The sequence below is a fragment of the Mesorhizobium sp. M0923 genome (genome assembly GCF_040319365.1).
Taxonomy (GTDB): Bacteria; Pseudomonadota; Alphaproteobacteria; order Rhizobiales; family Rhizobiaceae; genus Mesorhizobium.
Genome location: NZ_JAMYNW010000003.1, coordinates 41,282 through 56,824, shown reverse-complemented (window position 1 = coordinate 56,824; position 15,543 = coordinate 41,282). Strand labels below are relative to the sequence as shown.

General features: G+C 61.8%; 20 protein-coding genes. 10 read left to right on the top strand and 10 right to left on the bottom strand.

What is annotated here, in order from left to right:
• Positions 1–14 precede the first annotated feature (14 nt).
• The 5 genes from NKH89_RS06260 to NKH89_RS06240 form a co-directional block, all read right to left on the bottom strand.
• Positions 15–260, bottom strand: a complete 246-nt coding sequence (locus NKH89_RS06260; RefSeq protein ID WP_006328050.1) for a YMGG-like glycine zipper-containing protein — start codon at positions 258–260, stop codon at positions 15–17.
• Between the two features lie 345 nt (positions 261–605).
• On the bottom strand, positions 606–776 hold the full coding sequence (locus tag NKH89_RS06255; RefSeq protein ID WP_352494195.1) for a hypothetical protein: 171 nt from the start codon (positions 774–776) through the stop codon (positions 606–608).
• Between the two features lie 138 nt (positions 777–914).
• Positions 915–1,949 (bottom strand): sensor histidine kinase, encoded by a 1,035-nt coding sequence (locus NKH89_RS06250; RefSeq protein ID WP_352908513.1) that lies wholly within the window; start codon positions 1,947–1,949, stop codon positions 915–917.
• Between the two features lie 190 nt (positions 1,950–2,139).
• Positions 2,140–2,304: a DUF1328 domain-containing protein gene (locus tag NKH89_RS06245; RefSeq protein WP_023678541.1), complete on the bottom strand. Its 165-nt coding sequence runs from the start codon at positions 2,302–2,304 to the stop codon at positions 2,140–2,142.
• 241 nt (positions 2,305–2,545) lie between these two features.
• Entirely contained in the window at positions 2,546–3,340 is a 795-nt protein-coding gene (locus NKH89_RS06240; RefSeq protein WP_023678542.1) for a response regulator, read from the bottom strand.
• A 215-nt stretch (positions 3,341–3,555) separates the two neighbouring features.
• Between NKH89_RS06240 and NKH89_RS06235 the strand changes: the two genes are divergently transcribed.
• Entirely contained in the window at positions 3,556–3,759 is a 204-nt protein-coding gene (locus NKH89_RS06235; protein ID WP_023720919.1) for a NepR family anti-sigma factor, read from the top strand.
• Positions 3,760–3,762: 3 nt separating this feature from the next.
• Complete coding sequence (locus tag NKH89_RS06230; protein ID WP_023678544.1) at positions 3,763–4,314, top strand: sigma-70 family RNA polymerase sigma factor; 552 nt, start codon at positions 3,763–3,765, stop codon at positions 4,312–4,314.
• 31 nt (positions 4,315–4,345) lie between these two features.
• Here NKH89_RS06230 and NKH89_RS06225 read toward each other — a convergent pair whose 3' ends face one another.
• Positions 4,346–4,714 (bottom strand): response regulator, encoded by a 369-nt coding sequence (locus tag NKH89_RS06225; protein WP_352480853.1) that lies wholly within the window; start codon positions 4,712–4,714, stop codon positions 4,346–4,348.
• 226 nt (positions 4,715–4,940) lie between these two features.
• Between NKH89_RS06225 and NKH89_RS06220 the strand changes: the two genes are divergently transcribed.
• Positions 4,941–5,267 carry an ElaB/YgaM/YqjD family protein gene (locus NKH89_RS06220; RefSeq protein ID WP_023720917.1) on the top strand — a complete coding sequence of 109 codons (327 nt, stop codon included), beginning with the start codon at positions 4,941–4,943 and terminating at the stop codon, positions 5,265–5,267.
• A 10-nt stretch (positions 5,268–5,277) separates the two neighbouring features.
• Positions 5,278–5,757: a hypothetical protein gene (locus tag NKH89_RS06215; protein ID WP_023720916.1), complete on the top strand. Its 480-nt coding sequence runs from the start codon at positions 5,278–5,280 to the stop codon at positions 5,755–5,757.
• A 58-nt stretch (positions 5,758–5,815) separates the two neighbouring features.
• Here the strand turns inward: NKH89_RS06215 and NKH89_RS06210 are convergent, their stop codons facing one another.
• Positions 5,816–7,342, bottom strand: a complete 1,527-nt coding sequence (locus tag NKH89_RS06210; RefSeq protein ID WP_352494198.1) for a sensor histidine kinase — start codon at positions 7,340–7,342, stop codon at positions 5,816–5,818.
• A 146-nt stretch (positions 7,343–7,488) separates the two neighbouring features.
• Between NKH89_RS06210 and NKH89_RS06205 the strand changes: the two genes are divergently transcribed.
• The gene (locus NKH89_RS06205; RefSeq protein WP_023720914.1) at positions 7,489–7,662 is read left to right on the top strand and encodes a hypothetical protein; all 174 of its coding nucleotides are present in this window, start codon (positions 7,489–7,491) and stop codon (positions 7,660–7,662) included.
• A gap of 59 nt (positions 7,663–7,721) precedes the next feature.
• Here the strand turns inward: NKH89_RS06205 and NKH89_RS06200 are convergent, their stop codons facing one another.
• Positions 7,722–8,642 carry a diacylglycerol/lipid kinase family protein gene (locus NKH89_RS06200; RefSeq protein WP_352494199.1) on the bottom strand — a complete coding sequence of 307 codons (921 nt, stop codon included), beginning with the start codon at positions 8,640–8,642 and terminating at the stop codon, positions 7,722–7,724.
• 252 nt (positions 8,643–8,894) lie between these two features.
• On the opposite strand from NKH89_RS06200, the gene NKH89_RS06195 reads away from it, so the two are divergent.
• Entirely contained in the window at positions 8,895–10,238 is a 1,344-nt protein-coding gene (locus NKH89_RS06195; RefSeq protein ID WP_352494200.1) for a PRC-barrel domain-containing protein, read from the top strand.
• 51 nt (positions 10,239–10,289) lie between these two features.
• Here NKH89_RS06195 and NKH89_RS06190 read toward each other — a convergent pair whose 3' ends face one another.
• Positions 10,290–11,858, bottom strand: a complete 1,569-nt coding sequence (locus NKH89_RS06190; RefSeq protein ID WP_352908512.1) for an alkaline phosphatase family protein — start codon at positions 11,856–11,858, stop codon at positions 10,290–10,292.
• Positions 11,859–12,077: 219 nt separating this feature from the next.
• Between NKH89_RS06190 and NKH89_RS06185 the strand changes: the two genes are divergently transcribed.
• The 4 genes from NKH89_RS06185 (at position 12,078) to NKH89_RS06170 (ending at position 15,193) form a co-directional block, all read left to right on the top strand.
• On the top strand, positions 12,078–13,010 hold the full coding sequence (locus NKH89_RS06185; protein ID WP_352908511.1) for a VOC family protein: 933 nt from the start codon (positions 12,078–12,080) through the stop codon (positions 13,008–13,010).
• A gap of 10 nt (positions 13,011–13,020) precedes the next feature.
• On the top strand, positions 13,021–13,656 hold the full coding sequence (locus NKH89_RS06180) for an alpha/beta hydrolase (RefSeq protein ID WP_352480848.1): 636 nt from the start codon (positions 13,021–13,023) through the stop codon (positions 13,654–13,656).
• On the top strand, positions 13,649–13,948 hold the full coding sequence (locus tag NKH89_RS06175; protein ID WP_352908509.1) for a GNAT family N-acetyltransferase: 300 nt from the start codon (positions 13,649–13,651) through the stop codon (positions 13,946–13,948). Before NKH89_RS06180 ends, NKH89_RS06175 begins: the two co-directional genes overlap by 8 nt.
• Before the next feature lie 186 nt (positions 13,949–14,134).
• Entirely contained in the window at positions 14,135–15,193 is a 1,059-nt protein-coding gene (locus tag NKH89_RS06170) for a dipeptidase (RefSeq protein ID WP_352480847.1), read from the top strand.
• A gap of 88 nt (positions 15,194–15,281) precedes the next feature.
• On the opposite strand, the gene NKH89_RS06165 is transcribed toward NKH89_RS06170, so the two are convergent.
• Positions 15,282–15,542, bottom strand: a complete 261-nt coding sequence (locus tag NKH89_RS06165) for a hypothetical protein (RefSeq protein ID WP_023720906.1) — start codon at positions 15,540–15,542, stop codon at positions 15,282–15,284.
• Position 15,543: the final 1 nt, after the last annotated feature.

Below are 15,543 nucleotides of genomic sequence, written 5' to 3'. Positions count from 1 at the left end.
CCTGGAACTCGAAACTAGTTGCAGCGAGCTGTGTAGATCCGGCCGTGACGATCTCTGTATTGGCAGTAGCCATTTTGCAGGCGGCGAACCAGCAGACCGCCAATCGCACCAGCGCCAGCGCCGATCAAAGCGCCCTTGCCGCCGCCAACAGCGCCACCAATAAGCGCGCCGCCCACAGTGCCGATACCCACGTTCTCTTCCGTGGTGGTGCAGCCGCTGACCGCAACCACGGCAACCATGGCAATAATCATCTTCCGCATGGAGTCATCCTCACTTTGTCCTCACTTTAACAAGCTCCAGCCGCCATCTAGCATGAAAGTGCGGCCTCTGCGCGCACGATTTCATTGTTGATTAAGATAGTCTTTTCGGACGTGCGCCGTTCGATGCTACCACGAACTCGGAAATCTCCAAGGACGCATCGAGCGTGGCGTCGGGATGCACATTCCAGACAATCCTGTCATAGCCGTCCTCGAGCGCAGGATCGACGGCAAGACATTTGGCGCCGACATGTTGGGCTTGGCCCTGCCGGTCGATGACCGCGAACGGGGGCGCGCCGCCGTGCACTCGGCCGCGGTTTCAAAGGAATCAAGCAGAGGCAAGCTCGATCAGATCAACTGGGACGCGGCGGTCAGGACGATCGCGGCCATAAGCGCAAAGGCGGCGAAGCGAAGGGGCAAAGCACGAGGCGCGGGCGCTGCGGACACGTCGGGATCCTGAAAACCGCCCATCGAGACGCGAGCGGCCTGTTCCAGTCTGTTCAAGTCGGCAGCCGTCAAGGCCCATTCCTTTCATATTGTGCCAAACTCAATCAATGTCCGCTGAATCGGCACGTTCGGACAGGATCGGACTTTATGGTGAACAGTCGGTTAAGGCGGGGTGATGCAGCCAGCCTTCTTCCTGCGGCCGCCGTTCGTTCAATCCGTCTCGAAATTGCCGTGAGGAACGACAAGACGGTATTCGAGGCGGTTCCCGGTGATCTCAAGTGTCGCCGTTCCATTCAACGAAGTGGGCACGACGCGTTCAAGTGCGACGCTGCCAAAACGCTTCTCGCCGCGTTGATTGTCGTTGGCTCCGATCACTTCGGCCCATGTCAGCGACAGCGCAGGCTCGCCAGCGGAAGCGGCCGTCAGATCGGCCGTCACCTCGACGAAACCATCGCTGCGCGACAGCGCGCCATAGCTGACCGAATTGACGGCGAGCTCATGCATGGCCAAGCCGATGTGCAAGGCAGCATTGGGATTGAGATATGGATTTGCGCCGCGGAAACGCAGGCTGTGCATGGGGTCCGCGCCGTACCTTCCGACCTGACCGGAAACCAGCTCGCGCAGCGCCGCTCCCCGCCAGTTGGATGACGTAACTAGGTCCTGCGAGGAGGCCAGCGACTGCAATCGGCCCCGGAAACGCGTCAGGAAATCGTCAATGCTGCCGGAATAACGCCCCGTCTGGGTGGCGATGCTCTGGATGATGGCCAAAAGGTTCTTGGAGCGGTGACTGACCTCGCGCAGCAGCGCCTTCAGCGTCTGCTCCCGGCGTTTCTGCTCGGTTGTTTCGACCATGGTGGTCACGACGCCCTGCACCGCGCCGGTCTCGCTGCGGTCGGCGTCGATCCATACCTGAAACCAGCGGGCGCCATCATCGGCCGGCACGCTGAGTTCGAGATGTTGAGGATTGCCGGAGACGATGACGTCGTGCTTGGCGGCGCCGATACGCTCTGCCTGCGCCGGCGGCAAGATGCCGTTGTTGTCGGAGGCATCAGAGGTCCATGGTGCGCGCATGTTGCGCGCCCACACCGTCTTCATCTCGCGATCCTGGTATAGAACGGAAATCCCGGCATTGTGCAAGGCGTGGAGAAGGGCTCGGCCAAGCTGCATTCCGCTTTCGGCGGGATGCAGAGCGATGATCTCATCCCTCTGGCCGCGGTCTTTCATTTTTCCGACTCTGGAACGCATCGGTAATTTGCTCAACCCACGTCGGGCTGAACGGCTCACGGAAAAATGGGTTCCAAAAGGAGGAGCTTCGGATCGAGCCCTAAAAAGCGGTCCGCCGAGCGGCATCCCGTTGGAGGACACTGCCCGGCGGTGGCTGGAAACCGTTTGAGGGGTGCGGCTTCCAGTGTTCGCTTGAATGGCCGCTTGGCATTCACGCCCGTCTGATCAGGCCGGCAATAAGCGATATGATCAGGAAGGCGAGAAAGATGAAGAACAATATCTGCGCTATGCCGGCCGAAGTGCCAGCGATGCCGCCGAAACCAAGCGCACCGGCGATGATCGCCACGACGAGAAATACGAGCGCCCAGTAAAGCATGATCCATCTCCTTCCAATGCTGCGGTGAAAACGTGATTCGCCTCCGTTTGTTCCACCATTTCCCGAAAAAGACGATGCTGAAAATCGTTACGGCCCGAATTGCTGCGGTGTGTGCGAAAAGGTTCTCGTCAGGTTCGGCAGCAGTTGGCTGTCGTGTGTTAAGTCGGCGTCACGCCCCCATCCGGTCCAAGGGGAGTGGCTATCCCACACCCTGGCGGCCGCAACTCGGTCGCCAGCTGTTTTATGCCGCGGCCTTCGCGTGCCGGTCAAAGAACAGGGCCTGGCTGATAAGAGCCTTGACCATATCCGGGTTGAATGGCTTGGTGACGAGGAAAGCCGGTTCCGGCCGCTCGCCGGTGAGCAACCGCTCGGGAAAGGCGGTGATGAAGATCACCGGCACCGAGGTGGACGACAGGATTTCATTGACGGCCGCGATGCCCGAACTGCCGTCGGCGAGCTGAATATCGGCAAGCACCATCTTTGGCCGCGCCTTGCCGAACATCGCCACCGCCTCCGCGTGGGTGCGCGCTGTTCCGACGACGCGGTGGCCGAGGCTTTCGACCATTTCCTCGATATCCATGGCGATCAGCGGCTCATCCTCGATGATCAGCACGTCGGTTGCCACCTGACGGGAGATCTCGTTGCTCGCCTGAGCGAGAAGTTCTGAGAATTCCTGTTCGTCGACGTCGAGAATCTCCGCCGCCTCGTCTTCGCTGAAGCCTTCGACGGCGACCAGCAGAAAGGCCTGGCGGGGACGAGGCGCGATTGCATTCAGATTGGCCGCGGCGCGCTGCTCCCATGCCGATTGGGCATGCTCCTGCGGAACGCGAATGGCCACCGAGGTGAAGAGCTTGGCAAAGACCTTGTAGAGTGCGATGCGGTCGTTCGATGCGTCCGGAAAGATATCGACATCGGCAATGATGGCCTCGAGCATTGCGGCGACCAACGCGTCGCCGCTCTCCTGCGATCCGGATACCGCGCGCGAGAAGCGGCGCAGGAACGGCAGGTGCGGAGCGATGGTTGCTGATAGGCTCATATCGGACGTCTCCCTCATATGACGTGATTACATGTTACAGCTAAAAACGGTTCGCAAGCCCAAAGTTAAAAACGCGGGTTGTGCGAAAAAGTTCCGGTCATGCGGAACTAAGTATGCGGGCTGGCGTTTAGGGTGGGGTTGGGCAACCAGACGAGGCTGCCGCTTGCCTTGCGTTATGTGTTGAAGGGCGGCTTAAGGCTGGGACAAAGGGCGAAATGAAGAACATGACGAAAGCTACCACGGCTGGCGTTGGCAACGGGCGCCGGGCTGCTTCCCGCGACCCGCTTGGGCCGAACTCGGAAATCGGCCGCAAACTCAAACAATATTACGACGAGCTGGTCTCCGACAATGTGCCGGATCGCTTCGCACAACTGCTCAGCCAGTTGGAAAAGGCCGAACCTGTACAGAAGAAGGACTGAGGCATGGCGGCCGTCTCCCAGGGCTTCAAGACCGACTTGCTCGGCTCGATCCCGAGCCTGCGGGCTTTTGCCGTGTCGCTGACGCAAAATGCCGACAAGGCCGACGACCTGGTGCAGGAAACATTAGTCAAGGCCTGGGACAAGCATGAAAGCTTCCAGCCCGGCACCAATCTGAAGGCATGGCTGTTCACGATCTTGCGCAACGAATTCTATTCGCAGATGCGCAAGCGCGGCCGCGAGGTGCAGGACAGCGATGGCGTCATGACGGCCAGACTTGCCGTTCATCCGGCCCAGCACGGCCAGCTTGACCTCGAAGACTTTCGCGGCGCGCTCGAGTTGCTGCCCGAAGACCAGCGCGAAGCCATTATCCTCATCGGCGCATCGGGCTTCTCCTACGAGGAAGCGGCCGAGATCTGCGGCTGCGCCGTCGGAACGATCAAGAGCCGCGTCAGCCGCGCCCGCACGCGGCTGCAGGAAATCTTGAAGATCTCCGGTGAAGACGAGTATGGCCCGGACGCAATTTCGGCTCAGGTAACGGGGTCGACGGCAGCGTGAAGCGTGGGCGTGTTCGAGCCGCTCCGCGCCCTCAGCGCCTGCAGGCCGCTGCCACTGCCTCGACGAGATCGTCTCCCGAATAGGGCTTGGTGACCAGTCTGACGCCGGGAAAGGATTTCTTGATCTCGTCCATATCCGACTGGCCCGAGGCGAAGACGAACGGGATGCCAGCTTCACGCAGCCGTGAAGCAAATTGAAGCGTCGAAACGCCGCTCAGCATGAGGTCGACGATGGCCACGTCGAACTGCGCGGCAACGTCTTGCTGTTCGATCTCAGTCAGATCACGGGCGATGACCACATCGAGCGCGCCGTAGTCGCGACAAAGCTGCTCGATATCCATGGCAATCAGGAACTCATCTTCCAGGATAAGAATCCGCAAACCGTCAAGCGATGGGCCCACGCAGCAATATCTCCTTAAATGCGCCTCTATCTTCAAACCGGGGAAGTCATGATCGCTATTTGGCATGCTGTCATTTAAAAAAGACATGCCGGCGGATGCGTCGGCCGCGGCCCTTGCAAGGCATTTGCAACGAGCGCTGCCGGAGATAGGGTTAGAAGAGGTTCGTGCCGGAACCTTGGGGTCTGTTGGGCGTTTTCGACCGAGCAAAAGCAAGGAGAGTGAAGCAATGGCGACTGCCGCAGGAAAGGCCGCGAACGAAGCCCGCACGAATTCCGATATTGAGGCCGACATCGCACAACTGAAGGCCGACATCGACCAACTTACCAAGCTGTTGGCCAAAACTGGCGAACATGGCTACGGGGCTGCGCGGCGCGCCGCCGCCGAGGGCGTCGAGCAGTTGCGAACCCAGGGCGAAGCAGCCTTCGACAGCCTGCGCAGCAACGCCAAAGACATCGAGGCGCAGCTGATAGCCCATATGCGCGAAAAGCCTGTGACTTCGCTGGCGATCGCCGCAGGCGTCGGGTTCCTCTTCGCACTCCTCGCGCGCCGCTAGTTCTGCACGCATGGGAATGCTTGCATCGCTGATCTCGGGCCTCGCCTCGGGCGAAACCATTGCGGCGATACAACGCGCGCGCGTCGCTGCGATGGTCTATTCGGTCGCAGCACTCGCGGCGCTGTGCGGCCTCGGCTTCCTAGTCGGGGCAGCCTATATCTGGACGGCGGCCCGCTATGGACCGATGGCAGCGTCGTTGAGCTTCGGGATCGGCTTTCTGGCAATCGCCGGTCTCATCCTGCTCGTCTACCGGATGTCGGCCGGCTCGCGCGCCAGACGCCGGGCGAAGCGACGCAACGCCGACATGAAGGCGGTCGGCATCGCCGCAGCACTCGCCGTGCTGCCGGCGCTGCTCAAGGGCAAAGGTGGCGTGGCGAAGGGCGGATTGGGCGCCATTCTCGGCCCGGCGATAGCACTCGCAGCCTACGCCATCTACCGCGAGAACGTGAAGCCCGACTCCGACGATCCGGATACCGGCAAAGGGAAATAGTTCGGAAGCGGATAGTTCGGCCCAAACGATTCTGGCGCCCGGTCGAAAAATCCTCGCGTCACAAATCGTCGAGCGGCATCGATATTTCGGCGATTACGCCGTCGGGCCGGAATTCATGGGTCACCTCGCTGGAAATGACCTTGGCCAGGCTGCGGCGAATCAGGATCGAGCCGAAGCCATGGCGTTCGGGCGGCGCAACCCGCGGGCCGCCGCTTTCACGCCAAGCCAGCAACAGACGTCGTGCACCCTTCCTGCCTTGCACCTTCCAATCGAGATCGACCTTTCCGGAAGAAACCGAGAGCGCCCCATGTTGTAGTGCGTTACTTGCCAGTTCATGCAGGATCAGGCCGAGTCCGACTGCCTGGTCGGGTGAGAGCAGGACATCGGTGCCGGAGATCGCCATGCGCGATTGTCCAGCGGTTTGAAACGGCTTTACTTCGATCTCCACCAGCTCCCGGATGCCGATGCCGCGCCACTCGCGGTCCGACAGCAGGCTGTGCGCAACGCCCAGCGCCTGCAGCCTGGCGCTGAAAGCTTCAAGGAATTCGCTTGGCTGACGGGCATGGCGAACGGTCTGCGTCGCCAGCGCCTGTACGGTTGCCAAAGTGTTCTTGACGCGGTGATTGAGCTCGCGCAGCAACAGCCGTTGACGTTCTTCGCCAAGCTTGCGTTCGGTGATGTCGTAGTTGACGCCGAAGATCAGCGTCGGCTTGCCCTCGCCGTCGCGCTCTATGACGCGGCCGCGCGTTGCGATCCATCGCGGCGGATCGAGGCCTTTGACACGGTATTCGCCAAAATAATCGTCGCTGCCGGTCAGCGCGTCGCGAAAGCGTGTTTCGGTCTGATGAACGTCGCGCGGGTCGATGGCGGTCAGGATGTCGCGCGCTCTCAGCCTGTTCGACTTGGGCAAGTTGAACAATTCGGACAGCAGGACATCGCAGTCGATCATGTCGCTGCGGATATCCCATGCCCAACTGGCGAGCGAAGCTGCATCGAGCGCAATAGCGCGCCGCTTTTCCTCTCGAGCCAGTGCGGCCTCGGCAATCGCTGCGCTGCGGGTTGCATCCTTCAGCGTGAACAGGCTCGCGGCGAGGCCAGCTAGCGCCGACAGTTGGTCGATCTGGACAGAAGAGGGACGTGCGTGCGGCTTCCGGTCGAGCACGCAGAGCGTGCCGATCAGTGCGCCGTCGACTACGATCGGCACGCCGGCGTAAAAGCGGATATGATGCTCGCCGGTGACCAGCGGATTGGCTTTGAACCGCGGATCCGTCGCCGCGTCGGCCACCACCATCGGCACGTCCCCGGCTGCGATGGTATAGGCGCAGAACGATGTCTCGGTTGCGGTTTCGGTCTCGTCGAGGCCGATACAGGACTTGAACCACTGCCGCTCGGCATCGACCAGCGTGATCAGTGCGACAGGCGTTTGCATCGCCGAAGCGGCAAGACCGCTGATACGGTCGAAATCAGGGTCGGCAGCCGTATCCAGCGCGTCGAGGCCGTGCAGCACGGCAAGGCGGTCCGCAGCGCCCACCACACGGCGAATATCGACCGGCAGGCCCGGCTTTGTCTGGCTATTGTCGTCCACTACGCCCCCAGTGGCCGGCCCCGCTGATTGATCAGGCCAACCGGCCCGTTTGCCGCCTTGTCGAGCCGGAACTTTCGCAGCGGGGAGCCGTTACCAGCCAATGCCCCGCTAGCTCCGCCTGCCGGCGCCAAATATGGAGCCAGACCATGCCAAAAATCGTTCCTGAAAACAAAGCCCGTCAAGGGCGGCGGGGTCAGCATGTCCTTCGTATCCTGATCGCCGCGCTGTTGCTGGCTTTTATCGCCTGGGGCGTCGCCGAAATCTACGGCTGGATGATCGAGACGCCTAAGACCGAGCAGGGCAACACACCCAGCGGCTAGACTCTCTCCATCTCTCGTGCCAACCCGCATCACGCAACCCCACATCACGCTACCTCACGTCAGGCAACCTTTGCCTCGGCGGCGCGCGCCGGGACGAGAACATTCAACGCGCGCGGATGGATTTCGACGGTCGTCTCGCGATCGAGCTTTACCAGTTCGCCGTCCATGACGGCCTGAACTTTCCTGTTCGTCGAATGGATTTTCAAAACGGCGCGGTTTGCCTGATGGATTTCGACATGCTCGTTGCCGCGCCATTTCCCACGGGCGACGTCAAAGAGGAACCTGATCAATTCGCCGCGCCGCCGTGCCACGGTGACATAGATGCCCAGCACGCCGCCTGCCGGATCGTCGGCATAGGGCAGGTGGCCCTCGCCGAACAGATTGTTGGTGATGCCGATACCGGTGATCCGGGTTCTGATCTCGGCCTCACCGACCGTCAGCGTTACGTTCATCGCCGGTGGATTGTTGATCGTTGCCCAAGCGGCTCGCACCGAGGCACGCATCTTCCCCAGCCGCGAGCCGAATTCCATCTTCTGGCGCAGTTGCACCATCCTGGCGTGCATGCCGATCGAGAATTGATGCACGAAAGGCCGGCCGTTGGCTGTTGCAATGTCAATCGCCATCACCTCGCCGTCCGCAAACGATTTCAGTGCCGCATCGAGGGTCTGCGGAATACCGAGGCCGCGCGCAAAAAGGTTCATTGTGCCAGCCGGCAGAATTGCCAGCGCCTTCTCCCCATTCATCAAACGGGCTGCCGCGGCCGAAATGGTGCCGTCGCCACCGCCCGCCAGCACGACGTCGATGCCGCGCCTGGAAGTTACGCCGTCCAGCGTGGCGACGATATCCTTGCCGGCGACGATTTCGATATCGATCGAGTGGCCGGCAGTCTCAAGCGTGCCGCGCATCCGGCTGGCGAAGGCCTCAAGATCGATGGTGCGCAGGGTGCCCCCGTCCTTGTTCAGCACCGCTGCAAACCGCATGGCCGTTCCATTTTCCAGCACCTATCGGGCCGGGACGGGGGCCCAGCCGGGAGTGGAACGGGGCGGCCGAGAAAATGTTCCGTTCGACCAGCGCGGCGAATCCGAGAACCATTGACATCGCACCGGGTGCACCGCGGCTTTTTTCGGAACAACAGTGTGGTCACAACGTTGTGAACATGCAGAAGACGCTGCGCCCGCAGTGACGCCAGGCGGGCAGGGCGTGCACGAAATCACCGACGAGGAGACACTAAGATGATCCGCACCCTTTTAACCACGACAGCAGTCGCAACATTGATTGCGACGGGTGCATTTGCGCAATCGGCGACGACCCCGGCGCCGGCGCAACCACCCGCCGCCCAGGATACCGCTCCGGCGATACGTGCCGAGGGCAGCCTTGTCACCAACATCATCGGTGAATCCGTCTATAATGGCACCGGCGACGATGCCCAGAATATCGGCAACATCAGCGACGTCGTCTTCGACGAGCGCGGCGAGGTAAAATCCGTCGTCATCGGCGTCGGCGGTTTTCTTGGCATAGGAACCAAGAACGTCGCTTTCGACTACAAAAAGATGCAATGGGCCGAAAGAAATGGCGACCGTTGGCTGATAGCGCAAACAACGAAGGATGAACTGACGGCTCAGCCGGATTTCGACCGGAGGCCTTACGATCCGCCGCCGCCACCAGCTTCGGCGGATAATGCGGCGCCTGCCGCCCCTTCCACCAGCGCGCAAAATACAACCCCGGCGCCTGCCGCGCCGGCTGAGCCGGTGAAGCGCGCCGAAGGCAATCTCGCCACCAATATCATCGGCGAGACCGTCTATAACGGCACCGGCGACGACGCCCAGAACATCGGCGACGTAAACGACATCGTCATCAACAAGGAAGCCAAGGCGCAATCGCTGATCATCGGTGTCGGCGGCTTCCTCGGCATCGGCGAAAAGAACGTCGCCTATGATTTCGACAAGGCACAGTGGGCCGAGAGGAACGGCGATCGCTGGCTGGTCGCGCAAACGACCAAGGAAGAGCTGCAGGCACAGCCGGACTTCAACCGCAAGGCCTATGATCCGGCCCCGGCAACCACTGCGTCGAACGATGCCGCGGCTAATGCGCCTGCCACCGTCACGCCTACCGTGACGGCCAGCACCGCGACCACCAGCAACACTGACCAAGCCAGTAAAACGGCTCAAAATGCCCCGGCGCCGGCGCCTACGGCTAATTCCGCGGCCGACCAGACCAAGACCGGCTCGATCGACAAGTCGACGCTGACTGAAATGCCGATAGGCGAAATCCGGGCCGAGGATCTGGTTGGAACAACCGTTTACGGCGCCAATGATGCCAATGTCGGCGAGATCGGCGACGTCGTGCTGAGCGGCGACAAGAAGGTCGACGCAGTCATCATCGACGTCGGCGGCTTCCTCGGCGTCGGCGAGAAGGAGGTGGCAGTCGGTATGGACAACCTGAAATTCATGACCGACAAGAACGGCAAGCGCTATCTCTACACGAACTTCACCAAGGAGCAGCTCGAGGCGCAGGCCGCCTATGACAAGGGCAGCTATGCGCAAAACCGCGACAAACAGCGCATGATCATGCGGTAAGCTGCATCTCAGTCGACAGGTAAGCCCGCGCCGGCAACGGCGCGGGCTTTCTCATGTCGACGCAAAAGGCAGGCCCGCGACATGGCCGGTAACGCCGTCATGCGTCAATTCGGCGAGCGCCAGCGACTGGTCGAGATGCTCGGCCCGCCAGGCAAGGAGCTTTTCGGCAAGTTCCAGCCGCGCCGGCCGACAGGCTGGGTCGTCCGCGACGCTGGTCACCTCGCCGGCGTCTTTCTCGAGGTCGAAGAGCAAGGGCGGCAGGCCACCGCCGAAATGCACATATTTGTACTTTTCCGTACGGATGACGGCGAGATTGCACTGGCGTTGACCGATGCCAAAATACCGTTCGGCATCACCATCCGCGATCGAGCGGAAATCGAACTCCCAATGGGCCGCGTCGCGCCAGGCGTCCGGCTCCGTCGCGTCCAGGAAAGGCGCCAGCGAGCGGCCGTCGAGATGCGGCAGCACTTCGCCGCCAGTGAGCTCGAGCAAGGTCGGCGCCAAATCCACCGCCTCGGTGAAGCGGTCGACGCTGCTGCCGACAGCCTTTCGGCGGCGCGGATCGCGAATGATCAGCGGAATATGGAAGCTGCCGTCGAAGAAGCCGCCCTTGCCCAGCATGAAATGGTCGCCCATCATCTCGGCGTGGTCGGAGGTCAGCACGATGACGGTGTCGTCCCATGCATCGGCCGCCTTGACTGCTTGCCAGACCCGGCCAAGCTGCGCATCGCTCTCCGAGATCATGCCGTAATAAAGCGCCCGGATGCGGCGAAAATTATCGTCGCCCCAGTCGCGCACCTTGCCCTCCGAGCCGGGCCGGAATTTCGACCGTTCCTGCCGGTCAAGTTCATAGGCGAGATAAGGGTGGCTTGCTGCTTCGGCCTGCCAGCTTTCGGCGCGGTCAAAAGCTGGACCGATGGCCAGATCGTACATGGCGTTGTAAGGCGCCGGCACGATGAAGGGTGGGTGAGGACTGATGAAGGAAAGGTGCGCGAACCACGGCGCATCGCGCTCCTGTTCGCCGAGCCAGCGGATAAATTCGCCGGCCAGGAAGGCCGACGGCGTTTCGTCCTTCGAATAGACGGGCGGGGCGTTGCTAACCCCGCCGTCGTTTTCCGGGATTTCACCCACCGGGAGATGGATGTCGGGGGAGCCGGCGCCGGCATCGACGCCGCGCGCCTTGAGCCATGACAGCCAAGGCTTCTGGTGCTCGGGCAGAAGCTGACGTACGGTGAAGCCGGGCAGCACGCCTTCATAGCTCTTCAGCTGCGGGTCGCCAGGCGCCAGCGTACGCGGATCGCGTGCCATATCAGTATAGCCGAACAGCGTCGGTTCATAGCCGAGGGCACGCGCCCGGAGCGCTATGTTGCCGTGGCGGGCGTCGAGCGGTGTGCCATTGCGGCAGACACGATTGTTCATCTGGTAGAGGCCGGTGTAGAGGCAGGCGCGAGCCGGCGAGCAAGGCGCGGCGCCGCCATAGTGCTTCTTGAAAAGAATGCCCTCTGCAGCCAACGCGTCGGCATTCGGCGTTCTTACCACCTTGTGGCCAGCAGCCGATAGGCAGTCGCCGCGCCACTGGTCGCAGGTGATCAGGAGAATGTTGGGGCGTTTTCCAATCAACCGCTATATCCTCATGCCGGCTACGTCGCTCATGGAGCGCAATTTCGGCGAATATGCAAGCCGGTCCAGTTTGACGAATGGTGAACAAAACCTGTTTGATCGTTCACTTTAACAGCACAGTCCATTCTGTGTTTGCCATCTTTGCAGCCAGGAGCCGGATCCTCATATTTGCGTGGACAGCGGCAAGGGCCGCACCAGTACAAGGGAAGGAGCAGAAACATGCTCGACCAGGTCAAGGGCCTGCATCACGTCACCTCGATGGCCAGCGACGCGCGCCAGAACAATGAATTCTTCACCGGGACGCTCGGCCTGCGGCGGGTCAAGAAAACCGTCAATTTCGACGCGCCCGACGTCTACCACCTCTATTACGGCGACGAGGTCGGCATGCCCGGCTCGGTGATGACCTATTTCCCCTTCCCCAACATGGGCAAGGGCCGCCATGGAGTCGGCGAAGTCGGCACAACCACTTACTCGGTGCCCGAGGGCACGCTCGGCTATTGGGAGAAACGGTTTGCCGAGCAAGGTGTCACAGGGCTTTCTCGCGAGGAGACGTTCGGCGAGAAGCGTCTTGCCTTCGCCGGTCCCGACGGCGACGGTTTTGCGCTGGTCGAGGACAGAGCGGACAGCCGAGCGCCCTGGGCCAAGGGTGGCATTCCCACTGACGAGGCGATCCGCGGCTTTCACTCAGTGTCGCTCAGGCTGAAAGATAGTGGCGCCACCGAAGAGCTGCTGAAATTCATGGGTTATGAGGAGGTCGACAAGTCCGGCAATGTCAGGCGGCTAACGGTGAAGAACGGCAACGGCGCCGATGTCGTCGATATCGAATCGCTGCCAGGGGCCGGCTTCGCCAATCTCGGCGCCGGCTCGGTCCACCATGTCGCCTTCGCCGTCGAGAACCGCGCCAAGCAGCTCGAAGTGCGCAAGGCGCTGCTCGATACCGGTTATCAGGTGACGCCGGTAATCGACCGCGACTATTTCTGGGCGATCTACTTCCGCACACCGGGCGGCGTGCTGTTCGAAGTCGCTACCAACGAGCCCGGCTTCGACCGCGACGAGGACACCGCCCATCTTGGTGAGGCGCTGAAGCTGCCGTCACAACACCAGCATTTGCGGCCCTATCTCGAGCAGCATCTGCAGAAACTGGAAGACTGAGGGCAACGTCGTGAGTAAGGATTCGTATATTCACAAGGTGCTGCCCGGTTCGCCTGATGGACCGCTGCTCTTCGTCTTCCATGGCACCGGCGGCGACGAGGCCCAGCTTCTGTCGCTTGGACGCGATCTTGTGCCGCAAGCGACGATCGTCGCTCCGCGCGGCGATGTTTCGGAACAAGACGCTGCACGCTTCTTTCGCCGCGCCGGCGAGGGCGTCTACGACATGGGCGACCTCACGCGAGCGACAGAGAAGATGGCCGGCTTCGTCAAGGCACATGTCGAGGCGGCAAAGCCATCTTCGGTGCTCGGCCTCGGTTACTCCAACGGCGCCAACATCCTGGCCTCGGTGCTGTTTGCCGAGCCGTCGCTGTTCGACGCAACGGTGCTGATGCATCCGCTGATCCCGTTCGAGCCGGAGGTCAAGGGCAGCCTTGGCGGCAGTCACATCCTGGTCACCGCCGGCAGGCGGGACCCGGTCTGTCCGCCTAATTTGACGGTGCGGCTCGAAGCCTATTTGCGCGCCGATGGCGCCGATGTCACAGTCGAGTGGCATGACGGCGGCCATGAGGTGCGGCCGAGCGAGATCGAGGCGGCGCGGCGGTTGTTCGCCGTGGCGCCGGACGAAAGGACCGCAAGCCATGTCTGACCTATTGCCGGAGATCGAACTGGAGGACCGCGGCTCGAAGGGCCGCTATCTCCTGCGTGGGCCGGGCGGCGCCGAGGCGGAGATGACTTTCACCAAGATCGGCGAGCACCAGATCATCATCGACCATACCGAAGTGCCGGATGCATTTCGCGGCCAGGGCGCGGGGCTTCGCCTGGTCACCCGTGCCGTCGAGGATGCGCGTGCGGCGGGCAAAACGATCATCCGGCTTTGCCCGTTCGCCAATGCCCAGTTCCGTCGCCATCCGGAATGGGCGGACGTGCTGAAGCGGTAAGAGACAGCCATCGATGAATGACAGGAGAAAGGGTGCGCGGCTTTACCGCGGGCCTCTTCGGCCATTGGAGGCGTACAAACACAGCGGCAACATGCGGGATTTGCGAAGAGCGCCCGTCTTGCCTAAGTATTGCCAACAAACCGGCTCGCCGTCTGCGGCCCGACCACTTCAACCGAATGGCCCTCCATGACCGAATCCGATCTCGTTCCCGTCTTCGACGGCCACAACGATACGCTGCTCAGGCTCTACCAGTCGAAGGATGCGGACGTCGAAAAGCTGTTCGTCGAGGGGACGCCGGGTGGCCATATCGACCTGCCGCGCGCGAAGAAAGGCGGATTTGCCGGCGGCATGTTCGCGATCTTCCCGCCGCCTGTCGAGAAATCCAAACGCGGCTCGGTGCCGCTGGCGCCGAGTGACAGCGAGCCCTTGCCGCCCGAGGTTCCGCGCGCCGATGCGCTCAACTCCACCATGGCGATGGCCTCGATCCTGTTCAGGCTGGAGCGGGCTTCGGCGCTCACCGTTTGCCGCAGCGCCGGCGACGTGAGGAAGGCGATGACGCAAGGCTCGATCGCGGCGGTGTTCCATATCGAAGGGGTCGAGGCGATCGATCCTGAGCTCACCCTGCTTGACGTCCTCCACGCAGCCGGCCTGCGTTCGCTCGGTATCGTCTGGAGCCGTCCCAATGCCTTCGGCCACGGCGTGCCGTTCCGTTTTCCGTCGTCGCCCGATACAGGGCCAGGGCTGACCGATGCCGGCAAGGCGCTGGTGAAAGCCTGCAACCAGCTGAAGATCATGATCGATCTTTCGCATCTCAACGAAAAAGGTTTTCGCGACGTCGTCGAAATCAGCGATGCACCGCTGGTCGCGACCCACTCCAACGTGCACGCGATTTGCGGCCATTCGCGCAACCTCACCGAATGGCAGCTCGGCGCAATCCGCGACTCGGGCGGCATGGTCGGGCTGAACTTCGCCACCGGGTTCCTGCGTGAGGACGGCAGGATGAACGCCGACACCAGCCTCGACATCATGGTGCGCCATGTCGATTCGCTGCTGCAGGCGCTGGGCGAAGACGGCGTTGGCCTCGGCTCGGATTTCGACGGCGCCATGATTCCTGCCGTGATCGGCGACGTTGCCGGCCTGCCGAAGCTGCTCGACGCGTTCGCAGCACGCGGCTTCGGGCGCGCGTTGATCGAGAAGATCGCCTATCGCAATTGGCTCAGTATGCTGGAAAAGACCATCGGCTAGGGCACCCAAAAGTACGCTCCGCTCCGGTTCTCGGAACCCACAATTTTCGACTCGGCCTGACCTGAATCTCAACACGCCCCAGGGCGAGTTATTCAAAACCTATGCGTTTAAGCCAGTCCTGGCCAATGCCGCGATCGCGGATGATCGGCAGCGGATCGGTCGAGTCCAGCCTCGCACAAATGCGGTAGACCTCCAGCGTTTCAGCGCTCATCTCGCCACGTTTGTAGAAGAACATGGCCGCTGCATAGCGGGTGCGGCCCGACCATTTTTCGCCGAGCGGCGTGTTGACCAGCTGCCACTGTTCGGCGGCTTCGGCGTCATCCTCATGACGTTCGGCTTCGTCGGACATG